The organism is Streptomyces rimosus (assembly GCF_008704655.1).
Classification (GTDB): Bacteria; Actinomycetota; Actinomycetes; order Streptomycetales; family Streptomycetaceae; genus Streptomyces; species Streptomyces rimosus.
Genome location: NZ_CP023688.1, coordinates 4,516,451 through 4,529,934, shown reverse-complemented (window position 1 = coordinate 4,529,934; position 13,484 = coordinate 4,516,451). Strand labels below are relative to the sequence as shown.

16 protein-coding genes are annotated in these 13,484 nt (G+C 72.5%); 6 read left to right on the top strand and 10 right to left on the bottom strand.

Annotated features, from left to right (window positions below; genetic code table 11):
- Positions 1-4: 4 nt before the first annotated feature.
- From CP984_RS19155 to CP984_RS19140, 4 genes are all read left to right on the top strand, one after another.
- A complete protein-coding gene (locus CP984_RS19155; protein ID WP_032919965.1) occupies positions 5-1,132 on the top strand; it encodes an ABC transporter ATP-binding protein in 1,128 nt (375 codons plus the stop codon).
- Complete coding sequence (locus CP984_RS19150) at positions 1,122-2,033, top strand: ABC transporter permease subunit (RefSeq protein WP_003978959.1); 912 nt, start codon at positions 1,122-1,124, stop codon at positions 2,031-2,033. The genes CP984_RS19155 and CP984_RS19150 overlap by 11 nt, the downstream gene beginning before the upstream one ends.
- 70 nt (positions 2,034-2,103) lie before the next feature.
- Positions 2,104-3,015, top strand: a complete 912-nt coding sequence (locus CP984_RS19145; protein WP_003978960.1) for an ABC transporter ATP-binding protein — start codon at positions 2,104-2,106, stop codon at positions 3,013-3,015.
- A gap of 16 nt (positions 3,016-3,031) precedes the next feature.
- Positions 3,032-3,823: an ABC transporter permease gene (locus tag CP984_RS19140; protein ID WP_003978961.1), complete on the top strand. Its 792-nt coding sequence runs from the start codon at positions 3,032-3,034 to the stop codon at positions 3,821-3,823.
- 90 nt (positions 3,824-3,913) lie between these two features.
- On the opposite strand, the gene CP984_RS41315 is transcribed toward CP984_RS19140, so the two are convergent.
- Positions 3,914-4,075: a hypothetical protein gene (locus CP984_RS41315; RefSeq protein ID WP_156100298.1), complete on the bottom strand. Its 162-nt coding sequence runs from the start codon at positions 4,073-4,075 to the stop codon at positions 3,914-3,916.
- Between CP984_RS41315 and CP984_RS42820 the strand changes: the two genes are divergently transcribed.
- Positions 4,009-4,458, top strand: coding sequence for a winged helix-turn-helix domain-containing protein (locus CP984_RS42820; RefSeq protein ID WP_317985623.1), 450 nt, complete (start codon positions 4,009-4,011; stop codon positions 4,456-4,458). The two genes, CP984_RS41315 and CP984_RS42820, sit on opposite strands and share 67 nt — an antisense overlap.
- Before the next feature lie 36 nt (positions 4,459-4,494).
- Here the strand turns inward: CP984_RS42820 and CP984_RS19130 are convergent, their stop codons facing one another.
- From CP984_RS19130 to CP984_RS19095, 8 genes are all read right to left on the bottom strand, one after another.
- Positions 4,495-4,947: a VOC family protein gene (locus CP984_RS19130; RefSeq protein ID WP_003978963.1), complete on the bottom strand. Its 453-nt coding sequence runs from the start codon at positions 4,945-4,947 to the stop codon at positions 4,495-4,497.
- A gap of 85 nt (positions 4,948-5,032) precedes the next feature.
- Positions 5,033-5,827: an endolytic transglycosylase MltG gene (gene mltG / locus CP984_RS19125; RefSeq protein WP_043977637.1), complete on the bottom strand. Its 795-nt coding sequence runs from the start codon at positions 5,825-5,827 to the stop codon at positions 5,033-5,035.
- 126 nt (positions 5,828-5,953) lie between these two features.
- A complete protein-coding gene (locus tag CP984_RS19120) occupies positions 5,954-6,376 on the bottom strand; it encodes a MerR family transcriptional regulator (protein WP_003978965.1) in 423 nt (140 codons plus the stop codon).
- A 65-nt stretch (positions 6,377-6,441) separates the two neighbouring features.
- The gene (locus CP984_RS19115; RefSeq protein WP_003978966.1) at positions 6,442-6,876 is read right to left on the bottom strand and encodes a nitroreductase family deazaflavin-dependent oxidoreductase; all 435 of its coding nucleotides are present in this window, start codon (positions 6,874-6,876) and stop codon (positions 6,442-6,444) included.
- A gap of 183 nt (positions 6,877-7,059) precedes the next feature.
- Positions 7,060-8,334, bottom strand: coding sequence for a CynX/NimT family MFS transporter (locus CP984_RS19110; RefSeq protein ID WP_003978967.1), 1,275 nt, complete (start codon positions 8,332-8,334; stop codon positions 7,060-7,062).
- 221 nt (positions 8,335-8,555) lie between these two features.
- Positions 8,556-9,266, bottom strand: a complete 711-nt coding sequence (locus CP984_RS19105; protein ID WP_030178591.1) for a FadR/GntR family transcriptional regulator — start codon at positions 9,264-9,266, stop codon at positions 8,556-8,558.
- A gap of 134 nt (positions 9,267-9,400) precedes the next feature.
- Positions 9,401-10,792: a diaminopimelate decarboxylase gene (gene lysA / locus CP984_RS19100; protein ID WP_003978969.1), complete on the bottom strand. Its 1,392-nt coding sequence runs from the start codon at positions 10,790-10,792 to the stop codon at positions 9,401-9,403.
- Positions 10,793-10,809: 17 nt separating this feature from the next.
- On the bottom strand, positions 10,810-11,127 hold the full coding sequence (locus CP984_RS19095; protein WP_003978970.1) for an SAV_915 family protein: 318 nt from the start codon (positions 11,125-11,127) through the stop codon (positions 10,810-10,812).
- 349 nt (positions 11,128-11,476) lie between these two features.
- Here CP984_RS19095 and CP984_RS19090 point away from each other — a divergent pair, with 349 nt between their 5' ends.
- Positions 11,477-12,301 carry a MerR family transcriptional regulator gene (locus tag CP984_RS19090; protein ID WP_003978971.1) on the top strand — a complete coding sequence of 275 codons (825 nt, stop codon included), beginning with the start codon at positions 11,477-11,479 and terminating at the stop codon, positions 12,299-12,301.
- A gap of 89 nt (positions 12,302-12,390) precedes the next feature.
- Here the strand turns inward: CP984_RS19090 and CP984_RS19085 are convergent, their stop codons facing one another.
- The gene (locus tag CP984_RS19085; protein WP_003978972.1) at positions 12,391-13,413 is read right to left on the bottom strand and encodes a LysR family transcriptional regulator; all 1,023 of its coding nucleotides are present in this window, start codon (positions 13,411-13,413) and stop codon (positions 12,391-12,393) included.
- Positions 13,414-13,484 lie beyond the last annotated feature (71 nt).

Sequence of the window (13,484 nt, the reverse complement as noted above, 5' to 3'; positions counted from 1 at the left end):
GACTGTGATCGTGACCGAAAGCCTGAGCAAGCGGTACCCAAGGGTGACCGCGCTGGACCGGCTCACCGTGGACATCGGCCCCGGGGTGACCGGCCTGGTGGGTGCCAACGGCGCCGGCAAGTCCACCCTGATCAAGCTGCTGCTGGGGCTCGCCCCGGCCAGCGAGGGGTCCGCGGCCGTCCTCGGCCTGGACGTGGCCACGGAGGGCGGCGCCATCCGGGAGCGCGTCGGCTACATGCCGGAGCACGACTGCCTGCCGCCCGACGTCTCGGCCACCGAGTTCGTCGTCCACATGGCGCGCATGTCGGGCCTGCCGCCGACCGCGGCCCGTGAGCGCACCGCCGACACGCTGCGGCACGTCGGCCTCTACGAGGAGCGCTACCGCCCCATCGGCGGCTACTCCACGGGCATGAAGCAGCGGGTCAAGCTGGCCCAGGCACTCGTCCACGACCCGCAGCTGGTGTTCCTGGACGAGCCGACCAACGGCCTGGACCCGGTCGGCCGCGACGAGATGCTCGGGCTGATCCGCCGCGTGTACACGGAGTTCGGCATATCGGTCCTGGTCACCTCGCACCTCCTGGGCGAGCTGGAGCGCACCTGCGATCACGTCGTCGTCATCGACGGCGGCAAGCTGCTGCGCTCCTCCGCCACCGACGACTTCACCCAGCTCACCGCCTCCCTGGCCGTCGAGGTCACGGACACCGACGAGCACCCGGACGGTACGGAAGCGCTGCGCGCGGCCCTGGCCCGCGCCGGTGTCGCGGTGACCACCGCGGTTCCCGGCTCGCAGGGCACCGCCCCCGCCGCCCACCTGCTGTACGTGGAGGCCACCGGCGAGGAGACGTACGACCTGCTGCGCGACACCGTTGCCGACCTGGGACTCGGCCTGGTCCGGATGGAACAGCGCCGGCACCGCATATCCGAGGTCTTCCAGAGCGACGAGGCTTCCCGGAGCGGTGGCGGCTCTCGGAGCGATGGCGTTTCCCGCAGTGACGATGTTTCCCGGAGCGATGACGCGGCGAGTGCGCCGGGCGCCCGGGCCGCGCACACGGGCGCACCGGCCCGTCCGGCCGCCCCCGCGACGACCGCCCACCGAGCCCCCAAGGACGGAGGCGCCCCCGATGCCGCCTGAGACCAGGACCCCCGCGCCCTCCGGAGCGGCGCAGGACGTCATCCACGACATCGGCTACCGCCACTTCGACGGCCCGCGCCTCGGCCGCGCCTACGCCCGCCGGTCGCTGTTCTCGCAGAGCCTGCGCGGCGCCTACGGACTGGGCCGCTCCGCCAGGTCCAAGGTCCTGCCGATGCTGCTGTTCGCCGTGATGTGCCTACCCGCCGGCATCATGGTGGCGGTCGCGGTCTTCACGAAGATGAACGATCTGCCGGTGGCGTACACCAGGTACGCGATCTACCTCCAGGCGGTCATCGGCCTCTACCTGGCCGCCCAGGCACCCCAGTCCGTCTCCCGCGACCTGCGCTTCAAGACGGTGCCGCTGTACTTCTCGCGGCCCATCGAGCGCGTCGACTACGTGGCGGCGAAGTTCGCCGCGATGGCCGGCGCGCTGTTCATCCTGACTGCCGCGCCGCTGCTGATGCTGTACGTGGGCGCCCTGCTCGCCAAGATGGACTTCGTCGATCAGATCCGGGGGCTGGCCCAGGGCCTGGTCTCGGTGGCGCTGCTCTCGCTGCTGTTCGCCGGCCTCGGCCTGGTGATCTCCGCGCTGACCCCGCGCCGCGGCTTCGGCGTCGCCGCCGTCATCGCCGCGCTGACGATCCCGTACGCCGCGGTGAGCGCCGTCCAGGGCATCGCCGCCGTACAGGGCCAGGAGGGCGTCGTCGGATGGCTCGCCCTGTGCTCGCCCATCACGCTCATCGACAGCGTGCAGGCGACGTTCCTGGGCGGCACCGCGTCGTTCCCCGACCAGGTCCAGCCGACCACCGCCGCCGGCTTGGTGGCGCTCCTGGTCACCCTGTGCGCCGTCGCGGGCTCCTACGCGCTGCTGATGCGCCGCTACCGGAAGGCCGGCCTGTGACCGCCCGCCCCGCGCCCCGTACGGCGCACCCGACGCCCGCCACCAGCCCCCGAAAGAATGGGCCGCGCCCATGACGACCATCCAGATCGACCACGTATCCCGCTGGTTCGGCAATGTCGTTGCCGTCAACGACATCAGCATGACCATCGGCCCCGGCGTCACCGGCCTCCTCGGCCCCAACGGCGCGGGCAAGTCCACGCTGATCAACATGATGGGCGGCTTCCTCGCGCCGTCCGGCGGGGCCGTCACCCTCGACGGCCGCCCCGTCTGGCGCGACGAGAGCGTCTACCGCCACATCGGCATCGTGCCCGAGCGCGAGGCCATGTACGACTTCCTCACCGGCCGCGAATTCGTCGTCGCCAACGCCGAACTGCACGGCCTGGGCAAGGACGCCGCGCGGCGGGCGCTGGCCACCGTCGAGATGGAGTACGCGCAGGACCGCCGGATCTCCACGTACAGCAAGGGCATGCGCCAGCGCGTGAAGATGGCGTCGGCGCTGGTCCACGACCCGTCCGTGCTCCTGCTCGACGAGCCGTTCAACGGCATGGACCCGCGGCAGCGGATGCAGCTGATGGACCTGCTGCGGAGGATGGGCGCCGAGGGCCGTACGGTCCTGTTCTCTTCCCACATCCTCGAAGAGGTCGAGCAACTGGCCTCGCACATCGAGGTCGTGGTGGCCGGGCGGCACGCGGCGTCCGGCGACTTCCGCAAGATCCGCCGCCTGATGACGGACCGGCCGCACCGCTATCTCGTGCGCTCCACCGACGACCGGGCGCTGGCCGCTGCCCTGATCGCCGACCCGTCGACAGCCGGGATCGAGGTCGACCTCCAGGAGGGCGCGCTGCGCATCCAGGCCGTCGATTTCCCGCGCTTCACCGCCCTGCTGCCGCGGGTCGCCCGCGACCACGGCATCCGCCTCCTGACGGTCTCGCCCTCCGACGAGTCCCTGGAATCGGTCTTCTCCTACCTCGTAGCGGCCTGAAAGGAGCCTCGAAGCGATGTCTGCGACCTCATCGGTCCGGCCGGACCCGTCCCCGGCCCCCGCTGCGGGCCCCTCGCCGGTGCCCTCGGTCTTCAACCCCACCGTCGCCCGGCTCACCTACCGGGCCCTGCTCGGCCGGCGCCGCGCGCTCATCCTGTTCGCGCTGCCCGCCCTCCTGATCGTCATCTCCGTCGCGGTACGGGCCCTGGCCGGCGCCGACGACTCCACCGCCAACGGCGTCCTGGGCACCTTCGCGCTCGCCACGATGGTCCCGCTGATCGGCGTCATCGCCGGTACGGGCGCGATCGGCCCGGAGATCGACGACGGCTCGGTCGTCTACCTGCTGGCCAAGCCGCTGCGCCGGTCCTCGGTCATCTTCACCAAACTCATCGTGGCGATCGGCGTGACGGCCGCGTTCTCGGCGATCCCGGTCCTGATCGCCGGGTTCATCCTGAACGGCAACAGCCAGCAGATCGCGGTGGCCTACGCGGTCGCCGCGGCCGTCGCCTCCGTCGCGTACAGCGCGCTGTTCCTGTTCTTCGGCACGGTCAGCCGGCACGCGGTCGTCTTCGGCCTGGTCTACGCCCTGGTATGGGAAACCCTGGTCGGCAACCTGGTCCCGGGCGCACGCACCCTGAGCGTGCAGCAATGGGCCCTGGCGATCGGCCAGAAGATCGGCGCGGAAGGCGCGATCACCTCAGAGGTGGGGCTGCCGTTGGCGGTCGTCCTTCTGGTGGCGGTCACGGGATCGGCGACCTGGTACGCGGGGCGCAAGCTGCGGTCGTTGACGGTGGCGGGGGAGGAGTAGGGGGCGGTGGTTCGCGGCGCTCGGCCGGGGCCTCCGGCCGAGCGTGTCGGGGGCGTAGGTGGGGCGGGGACGTTCTGCGTCCTGAGGCCGCTATTCATCTGCCGCAGGGGTGACCGGCAGGCATTCAGCCGTCCGGCGCAGCATGATCCTCGATTGATCGGTGGTGTGCTGCGAGCTGCGCACTGGTGCGCGCCCGAGCCCCAGGACGACGGCCGCCGACTCGGTCAAGCCACCTTCGACCGCGTCGCTCATGCCGACTCCCGGTCGGTCGGCTCAGCCCCAGGTGCCGACCCTCGCCCGGTCGCCCTGGGGCACTCTCGTCCCGGCGGACACCGGATGGCCAAGCTGGCTCGACAGATACCTTGGTACCGAACTGGGTGAAGCCATCGCACGCTGACCAGGTGGAGATCGACAGAGCCCTACCGCATTGGCCGCAAGTCGCAGCGGAGATCCGGCGGCGAATTCAGAACGGCACCTATCGCCCTGGGGAACGCTTGCCGGGCACAGTGGCGATTGCCGCCGAGTTCGACGTGTCTCAGTCGACAGCTACGCGTGCCGTGGCCAGTCTTCGCCCTGAGGGGCTTGTGCGTGTGGTGAGCGGCCGTGGCTACTTCGTTGCGGAGGGTGCCAACTAGCGCTCTGCCGAAGCGGCGCGGCCATCACGCCCCGCCCTACGCCGCGCAGAACTCATTCCCCTCCGGGTCCTGCATCAGCCACCAGTGCCCGGCAGGCCCCTGGTCCACCTCCCGGACGCGTATCGCCCCCAGGCCCTCCAGCCGGGTCACCAGTGCCTCCAGGCCGCCGGGGCCGCTGTGGACGTCGATGTGGAGGCGGTTCTTGGTCGTCTTGGCCTCGGGTACTTCCTGGAAGAGCAGGCGGCGTCCGCGGCCTACGCCGCTGGTTTCGTCGTACGGGTCGTCGGGGTGGCGTATCGCGGCGTAACCGCGGAAGGTCTTGCGGCCGTGGTGTTCGACGACCGCTTCCTCCTTGAGGTGGCCGGCGGCCAGCAGCTGTTCGATGAGAGCGGTGGGGTCCTCCACCTCGTACTCCAGGGCCGCGGCCCAGAAGTCCGCCAGAGCGGACGCGTTCGTGCTGTCGATGACCAACTTCCACGTCAGTGCCATGCGAGGAGTTATACCGGGCAGCACTGACAACGGCCCCGCACCACGGGTCACCGCGTACGGAGGCCGGTGCCGGCGGTGCTGCCCGCTACCGTCCGTGCCGCTCGTTGAACTCCCTTACGTTCGCGCGGTGCTGCGCGTAATCGGCCGTGAAGCGGGTGTCGCCGGGGGCGACCGTCACGAAGTACAGCCAGTCGCCCGCGGGCGGCTGGGCCGCGGCTCGGAGCGCGTCCTGCCCGGGATTGTCGATCGGGGTCGGCGGCAGGCCCTTGTGCCGGTAGGTGTTGTACGGGCTGTTGAGCCTGGTGTCCGCGTGGCTGGTGTTGAGGGAGCTGCGTCCGAGCGCGTAGTTGATGGTCGAGTCCATCTGGAGGGGCATGCCCCGGTCGAGCCGGTTCTCGATGACCCGGGCGACCTTGCCCATGTCGGCGGTCCGGTCGGCCTCGGCCTGCACGATGGAGGCGATGATCACCGTTTCGTACGCACGGATGCCGTCGGCGGCCTGCTTCTCGGCGGCGGTGTTGGTCATGAACGAGAGCAGCGACGCCGGCGTGGTGTCGTCGTCCACCGGATACGTCGCGGGGTAGAGGAAGCCCTCCGGATTGCCCTTCGCCGCCTCCGGCAGCTTCAGCCGGGCGCTCTTCGCGGCCTTCTCCGTGGTGCCGGGCGCGACACCGAGGGCCTTGTCGACCGCCGCGTACACCTGGGTGGCGCGCCGGCCCTCCGGGATGGTGAGCGGCGGGTGGCCGGGACCGCCGAGCAGGCGCGTGACCAGGACCGCGATGAGCGCCAGTACGGCGCAGAGACCGACGGCAAGGAGGAGTCGGCCCCTGCGCGTGAGCCGCGAGCGGGGGCCATGGCCGGTGTGCAGCACATCGCTCATGGGGGCACGGTAAGGCAGTGCCCGCCCGCGGGGATGGCAGTGCGCGGCGGGCGCCGCGGGAAATCACCGGATCACCGGCAGCGCGTGCCCACGCACCGCCCGCGTCGGCGGGTTAGGAATGGCTGCTCAGGGCGTGGCCCTATCCGGGCCGGAGGCCACCGCGCAGCGCTCACGGTCGCCCGTTCCGGTCGGACGGCGCAGCTCGGAGACCCGGTCGAGGAGTCGGTCGCGTACGGCGCTGAGGTCGTCGATGCGCTGCTGGATCAGGGCGAGCCGCTGTTCGAAGACCTCGGTCTTCGGGGCGGGATCGGCGCAGGCGTGGTCCCCGATCAGCTCGTCGCGCAGGCAGCCGTCGATGAGGCGCAGGTCGTCGGTGGTGAGGCCGGAGGCCAGCAGCAGCCGGATGTTCGCCACGGTGCGCACCGCGCCGTCTCCGTAGCTCCGGTAGCCGTTCGCCGACCGGTCGGGGCGCAGCAGGCCCTGCTCCTCGTAGTAGCGCAGGGCCCGGGTCGTCGTGCCGGTCGCGCGGGCCAGCTCCCCGATGCGCATGGTGGCTGCTCCCTTTCGACGCGCGCCTACGGGAGGGAGCATATTCCGCGCTGTGGATGTGGAGGCTAAGCGCGGGCGCTCCACGGAGTGAGCACCATGACCGGGATGCGCCGCCCGGCGCGCTCCTGAAAGGTGGCGAACTGCGGGTGGGCCGCCACCTGTAGGGCCCATAGCCGGTCTCTGTCCTCGCCCGCGGCTTCGACAGCACGGGCCCGGTACGTACGGGTGCCGACCTCGACCGTCGCCAGGGGGTGGGCGGTCAGGTTGTGGTACCAGGCAGGGGCGGTGGGCGAGCCTCCGTTGGAGGCGAACACGGCGAGCCGGTCCGGGCCGTCCGGCAGGTAGAGGGCGGGAGTGGTACGCGGCAGGCCGGACCGCGCCCCTGTGGTGGTCAGGAGCAGCAGCGGCTGCCCGGCGAACTCACCGCCCACGCGGCCCCCGTTGGCCCGGAACTCTTCGATGACGCGCTGGTTGAAGGGGTTCACCCGGTGACTGTCCATGGAGGCACCCTCGACCTTTACGTCGGCGTGAAGGTCAAGCCAGGCCGTTCGTAAGAGCAACCCAGCCCGTTCGTGAAGGTCAAGCGGTACCGCTAAGGAACAAGCCGTACCACCGCAGAAGGGCCCCTGGATCGCACCCACAACAAGCGATCCAGGGGCCCTCAGCAGACCATCTCCAGAGCCTCAGGCCCCGATCTTCCGATCACGCCCCGCACCCATCCCCAGCAGCACCAGACCCGCGCAGACCGCCAGCAGCAGCACGATCGGTACCGTCCAGCCGTGCGTCGCCTGGTGCACCGCGCCGAGCACCAGCGGGCCGGCGGCGGCGAGCAGGTAGCCCCAGGTCTGCGCCATGCCCGAGAGGCGGGCGGCGGTGTGGGCATCGCCGGAGCGCAGCACCATCATCGTCAGGGCCAGGCCGAGCGCGCCGCCCTGGCCGATGCCCAGGAGGATCGCCCAGACCCAGGCGCCGGCCACCGGGGCCACGAGGAGGCCGACGATGCCGCAGGCCATCAGGGCGGTGACGGCGACGGCCAGCAGCCGCTGCCGCCGCATCCGGCCGGCCAGCATCGGCACCACGAAGGAACCGGCCATCTGCACCAGCGTGCTGAAGGCGAAGACCAGGCCGGCCGTGGCCTTGCTCATGCCGTGGTCGGTGAAGACCGTCGGCATCCAGGCGATCATCACGTACGCGATCAGCGACTGCGAGCCCATGAAGAGCGTGACCTGCCAGGCCAGCGGGGAGCGGGTCAGCTTCGGCCCGTCCTCGGTGGCGTGCGCCGGCGTCGCGGCGGCCTGGCCGTGGTGGGTACCGCGCCGCGCGATCAGCGCCTGCGGAATCCAGACGACGGCGGCGACCGCGGCCAACAGCGCCCACGAGGCCAGCGAACCCTGCCAGCCGCCCAGCGCGTTCTCCAGGGGCACGGCGGAGGCGGCCGAGACGGTGGCGCCGAGGATCATCGCCGTCGAGTACAGGGCGGTCATGCCCGCGGCCTTCTCCGGGAAGTCCCGCTTGATCAGGCCGGGCATCAGGACGTTCAGCAGGGCGATGGACGTACCGACCACCGCGCAGCCCACGAAGAGTGCCACGACCGGCGGCGCGATGCGCAGCAGGATGCCGCCGCACAGCAGGACCAGCGCGCCGCACAGCACCGTCTCGGTGCCCCAGCGGCGGGCCAGTTTCGGCGCGGCGATCGAGCCGAGGCCCATGAAGACCAGCGGGATCGTCGTCACCAGGCTGCTCGCGGTGGCGGCCAGGTGGTAGTGCGTGCCGATCTCGCTCACCAGCGGCGAGACGCCGGCCAGCGCGGCGCGCATGTTGAGCGAGGCGAGCACGATGCCGAGCAGGAGCAGGGCCGGGTGCGCGCGCAGCCGGCGGCGGGCCGCGGCGACCGGCGGGGCCGGGGTCAGGTCCTCCTCGGCGTCGATCAGTGGTGCTTCGGACCGGGTCCCTGACATGGGTCGTGACTCTCCTTGCGTGGGGGGCGGGGGTGGTCGTACGGGCGTGGGGGGGCGGGAGTGGTGAGGGAAGAGGAACGTTTCTGCGGCGGCTGCGCGGCGTGATCGCGTCCGGTGCGGCGCGACGGCGTCCGGCAGCGGCCGACCGTGGCGGTACGGAGCGACCGTGGCCGGTCGTCGGCGCCGGGCGCCACGTGATCACGGACCTCCGGCCCGCCCCCTCACCGCTCCGCGAGCAGCTTCTCCAGCGCCCGTTTCGGCGGCTCCAGCAGCGCGCGAACGGCTTTCTCCGCCGCCTCGGGGTCGCCGGACGCGATGGCGTCCAGGACGGCGCGGTGATCGCCGTGCACCATGCGCGGCATCTGCTCGTCGTCGAGCGAGGTGAGCAGCGCTTCGCGTACGGAGCTGCTGAACCAGGCGTACGTCGCGGTCAGCGCGGTGTTGTGCGCGGCCTCCACGACGGCCCGGTGGAAGGCCACGTCGTGGTCGGCGTACAGCTCCAGGTCGCCGCCGAAGGGCTGCCCGTTGGCGGCCTCCAGGGCGGCCTGTGCGTCCAGCGCGGCCCGCATCCGGTCCAGGTCGTCCGGCCGGTGCCGCTGGGCCGCCAGACGGGCGGCCTCCGCCTCCAGGGCGATGCGCAGCTCCAGTACGTCGCGGATCCCGGCCCGCTGCACGCCGCGCATGATGTCGCCCGGGTCGGCCTGGGAGACGACGAAGGTGCCCTCGCCCTGCCGGGAGCGCAGCATGCCGGCGTGCACCAGGACCCGTACGGCCTCGCGGACGGTGTTGCGTCCGACCTGGAGCTGTTCGGCCAGCGCGTGTTCGGTGGGGATGCGCTCGCCCACCGGCCAGGTGCCGGCGGCCAGCTGGGCGCGCAGGGCCTCGACGACGGTGTCCACGAGGGACTGTCGTCCCGCTGCCTGCAATGCCATGTGCACACCCTCGATTCGTTCCGGCCGAACGCGCGGGCAACCGGCATTCGCCCGGTTGCCCCGTTGCCCAGTCATCCTACAAATAATCGCTGCACTGTGCACGGAGTCTTCGCTCCGTGCACAGTGCAAGGGCCTCACAGCCCGATATCGCGCCCCTGGATATCGGCCAGCGACTCCCGCCGTACGAGCGTGCGCGCCTGCCCGTCCGCGACGGCGACCACCGGCGGGCGGCCCACCAGGTTGTAGCCCGAGGCCATGGACAGGTGGTACGCGCCCGCCACCGGTACGGCGATCAGGTCGCCGGGCCGCACGTCGCCGGGCAGCCGTACGCCGGCGGCGAGCACATCGCCGGCCTCGCAGTGCCGCCCCACCACGCTCACCGGCGCGGGGGCGGCGCTCGACCGGCGCCCGACCAGCCGGGGCGCGTACCGCACCCCGTACAGCGCGGGCCGCGGGTTGTCGCTCATCCCGCCGTCGACGGCCACGAAGGTGTGCTCACCGGTCCGCTTGACGGACAGCACCCGGTACAGGGCGACGCCGGACGGGCCCGCGATGGCACGGCCCGGCTCGACGGTCAGGCGGGGCACCGGCAGTCCGGCCGCCGCGCAGCCGCCGGCCAGCTCGGCCCGTACCTTGGCGCCGAGCGCCGCGATGTCCATGGCGGCCTCGCCGGGCCGGTAGGCGACGCCGTGGCCGCCGCCGATGTCCAGCTGCGACAGTGTGACGCCGTGCTGCTCCTGGATGCGGGCCAGCAGGCCCACCAGCCGCCGGACGGCCGACAGGAACGGTTTGACGGTGGTGATCTGGGAGCCCAGGTGACAGTGCAGCCCCACCAGGTGCAGCCGCGGCTGGCCCAGTATGCGGGTGATGGCGTGCTGGGCCGAGCCGTCGGCCAGAGAGAGGCCGAACTTCTGGTCGTCGGTACCGGTACGGATCTTGGCGTGGCCGCCGGCCGCGATGCCGGGAACCACTCGTACGAGTACCTGCTGCCGGGAACCCGCGGGGACCGCGGCGGCGAGCCGGGCGATCTCGGAGGTGCTGTCGATGACGATCCGGCCGACTCCCAGACGCAGCGCGGTACTCAGGTCGTCCGGACTCTTGGCGTTGCCGTGCAGCACGATGCGGGAGGGCGGGAAGCCGGTGGTGACGGCGAGTTCCAACTCGCCGGCGGAGCAGACGTCCAGGCCCAGGCCCTCCTCCCGCACCCAGTGGGCCATGGCGCGGCACAGGAACGCCTTGGCCGCGTACAGGACGTCGGCGTCGGGGAAGGCGCGCAGGTAGGCGCGGCATCGGGCGCGTACCTCGGCCTCGTCCAGGACGTACGTGGGGGTGCCGAAGCGCTCGGCCAGCTCGGTGAGCGGGACGCCGCCCACGGAGAGGTCGGCGTGCGGCAGTTCGGCCGTCGAGGCGGGCCATACGGAGAGGTCGTCGGGGAGGTCGTCGGACGGGCTGCCCGGGAGGCCGGGGCGGTCCGGGCCGGCCGGCTGCCCGGTGGTGCGCTGCGGTGTCGTGGTCGTCACGGTCATGGTGTCGTTCGCCCTTCTCAGACGGCCCGCAGCAGCGGCGTACGGCGGCTACCCGGGGCGAGACGCGGGTCCACGGTCAGGACGCCGGCGCCGAGCGGCTCGGCGAGGGCGCGCAGCGCGGGCTCGGCGAGCCGGATCCACGGCTGGTCGGCGCCGAGCGCCGCGGCGAGCCGCTGCGGGGAGGTGAAGCCGACGGCGGTACGGCCGCCGAGCGGGGTGCGGAACAGGCGGGCCGTACAGCCCGCGGGGCCCGGCCGGACCGGGACGAACAGCAGCCCGGCCGGGATGCGTTCGGCAGGTTCGGGATCTTCCTCGTACAGGTGCTGCTGGGACACGGCGTCGCTCCTCGCTGCTCGCACAGGACCGGCCCCGGACCGGTGGAAGGGGAAGTGCCGGGGCTCCTCCTCGACGCTATGCCCGTACCGGCAGGTGCTCGGCGGCGTACTGACGCATCATTGACGGTCCGTGGACGCCCCTTGACGCAATGCTGGTGCCCCGGCGCACGCTCCGGAGCACGGCGGGGTACGCACGACCCGGCGCGGGCCCGCGCGTACCCCGAATTCCCCGGGACGCGCCGGCCGGACTTCCGCGAGGATCGTTGCGGCCGGGCGTACGAAGACCGTCCCGGCCGCCGGCCGCCCCCTTGACCTTCACACTGTGGCAAGCCCTGCACTGGGAGACGTCATGTTCACCATCGGAGACTTCGCCGGCCACGGACGGGTGTCGGCCCGCATGCTGCGGCACTACGACGCCATCGGGCTGCTGCGCCCGGCCCGTACGGACCCGGACACCGGCTACCGCTACTACGAGGCCGCGCAGCTCGCCCGCCTCAACCGCATCATCGCCCTCAAGGACCTCGGCTTCACCCTCCAGCAGATCGCGGCCGTCCTGGACGAGCAGGTGAGCGCGGCGGAACTGCGCGGCATGCTGCGGCTGCGCCGGGCCGAGCTGGCGGCGGCGGTCACGGCCGCGGGCGCCCGGCTGGCCCGGGTCGAGGCGCGGCTCCGGACGATCGAGGAGGAGGGGCGGATGGCCGTGGAGGACGTGGTGGTCAAGCGCGTCGAGGCGGTCCGGGTCGCCGAACTGACCGGCACCGCGGCGAGCTTCGGGCCCGAGGACATCGGACCGGTGATCCGGCCGCTGTACGCGGAGCTGTTCCGGCGGCTGGCCGCCGCGGGCGTCGAGCCGGCCGGCCCGGCGATCGCGTACTACGAGGACGCGCCGGAGGGCGGGGACCGGATCACGGTGCACGCGGCGGTCCCGGTCGCGGCCGCCCCGCGGCCGTCCTACGACTTCGCGATCGTGGACCTGCCGGCCGTCGAGCGGGCGGCCACGGTGGTGCACCGCGGCCCGATGGAGCGGGTGCTGCCCACCGCGCAGACCCTGGCCCGCTGGCTCGCCGACAGCCCGTACCGCTCCGCAGGGTATCCGCGGGAGCTGACGCTGGAGTGCCCGGAGGACCGGGAGCGGTGGGTGACCGAGCTGCAGGAGCCGGTCGTCGGGGGGTGAATGCGGGGGACGCGGGCCGTACGGAGGCGAGTGGTGGGTGCGCCTCCTGCGCGCCGGGCGCGCGAGGGGCGCATGGGAGCACGCGTGCTTCAGTGCCCGTGAACGGGGCCGGCCTCGCTCTTGCGCTCGTGGGCGGGGGCGGACTCATGATCGAGCGCGGGTCCCGGCCGGTTCCCGCGCTCGCGGGCAGAGCCGTACGTGTTCGCGGAACCGGTGAGCGAGGCGTTCACCGTCTCGGCGAACTCCACCGCGACCGGGCTCAGCGTGGCCCACTGCCGTACCGCCCAGCCGGTCGCCAGCGGCGGCAGCCCCGGGACCGGGATCAGCCGCAGGTCCGGGTGGTCGGCGCCGCGCCGCCCCGGCAGATCCGGTACCACGGCATGGCCGACGCCCAGTTCGGCCAGCAGCATCGCGGTGTCCCAGTCGGCCACGCTGGCGGAGCTGGCGGGCGCGGGGCCGGTCTCCGGCCGCGCCAGGTGGCCGTCGAGCCGCATCCGGGACACGGAGTTCTCCGGGAGCCGGATGAGCCGGATGCCGTTCAGGCCACCGGCCAGTTCGTCCGGCTCGATGCGGTCGCGCGCGGCGAGCGGATCGTCGGACCGTACGGCCAGCACCCACGGCAGCTCCAGCACCGGGTGCTGCTCGATGCCGCGTACGGGCGTGCCGATGGTGATCCAGGCCAGCTCGGCGGTGCCGTCGGCGACCGCCTCGCAGCAGCGGCGGCCGGAGTTCTCGGTCTGGAACTCCAGGTCGACGTGCGGGTGGCGGGCGCGGAAGGCGACCACGGCGGCCGACATGAAGTGCCGTACGGTCGTCGCTCCGGTGGTGATGCGGAGCGTGCCGACGTCGCCGCGGCGCAGATCGGCCAGGCGGCGTAGCGCCAGGTCGAGTTCGCCGAGGGAGCCGCTCGCGGCGCGGTGCAGGATGCGGCCCGCCCGGGTGGGCGCCACGCCGCGCGGCCGCCGCTCCAACAAGCCGATGTCCGCCTCCCGTTCGAGCCGCTTGACGCGCTGGCTCACCGCCGACTGCGTACAGCCCAGGTCGCGGGCGACGGCGCTGAGGCTGCCCGCGTCGCAGACGGCGACGAAGACGCGGAGGTCGTCGACGGTCACCAACCCAAGCTACAGCTAAGGGGTTTGGAAGAAAACCCGAGGATTGACTTGGGTGTGCGGGCGCGAGGAGG

Bases quoted from the DNA above. Each gene is read 5' to 3' on its own strand.
- CP984_RS19150 (WP_003978959.1), top strand. From the start codon at position 1,122: ATGCCGCCTGAGACCAGGACCCCCGCGCCCTCCGGAGCGGCGCAGGAC.
- CP984_RS19145 (WP_003978960.1), top strand. From the start codon at position 2,104: ATGACGACCATCCAGATCGACCACGTATCCCGCTGGTTCGGCAATGTC.
- CP984_RS19140 (WP_003978961.1), top strand. From the start codon at position 3,032: ATGTCTGCGACCTCATCGGTCCGGCCGGACCCGTCCCCGGCCCCCGCT.
- CP984_RS41315 (WP_156100298.1), bottom strand. From the start codon at position 4,075: ATGAGCGACGCGGTCGAAGGTGGCTTGACCGAGTCGGCGGCCGTCGTC.
- CP984_RS19130 (WP_003978963.1), bottom strand. From the start codon at position 4,947: ATGGCACTGACGTGGAAGTTGGTCATCGACAGCACGAACGCGTCCGCT.
- mltG (WP_043977637.1), bottom strand. From the start codon at position 5,827: ATGAGCGATGTGCTGCACACCGGCCATGGCCCCCGCTCGCGGCTCACG.
- CP984_RS19120 (WP_003978965.1), bottom strand. From the start codon at position 6,376: ATGCGCATCGGGGAGCTGGCCCGCGCGACCGGCACGACGACCCGGGCC.
- CP984_RS19115 (WP_003978966.1), bottom strand. From the start codon at position 6,876: ATGGACAGTCACCGGGTGAACCCCTTCAACCAGCGCGTCATCGAAGAG.
- CP984_RS19110 (WP_003978967.1), bottom strand. From the start codon at position 8,334: ATGTCAGGGACCCGGTCCGAAGCACCACTGATCGACGCCGAGGAGGAC.
- CP984_RS19105 (WP_030178591.1), bottom strand. From the start codon at position 9,266: ATGGCATTGCAGGCAGCGGGACGACAGTCCCTCGTGGACACCGTCGTC.
- lysA (WP_003978969.1), bottom strand. From the start codon at position 10,792: ATGACCGTGACGACCACGACACCGCAGCGCACCACCGGGCAGCCGGCC.
- CP984_RS19090 (WP_003978971.1), top strand. From the start codon at position 11,477: ATGTTCACCATCGGAGACTTCGCCGGCCACGGACGGGTGTCGGCCCGC.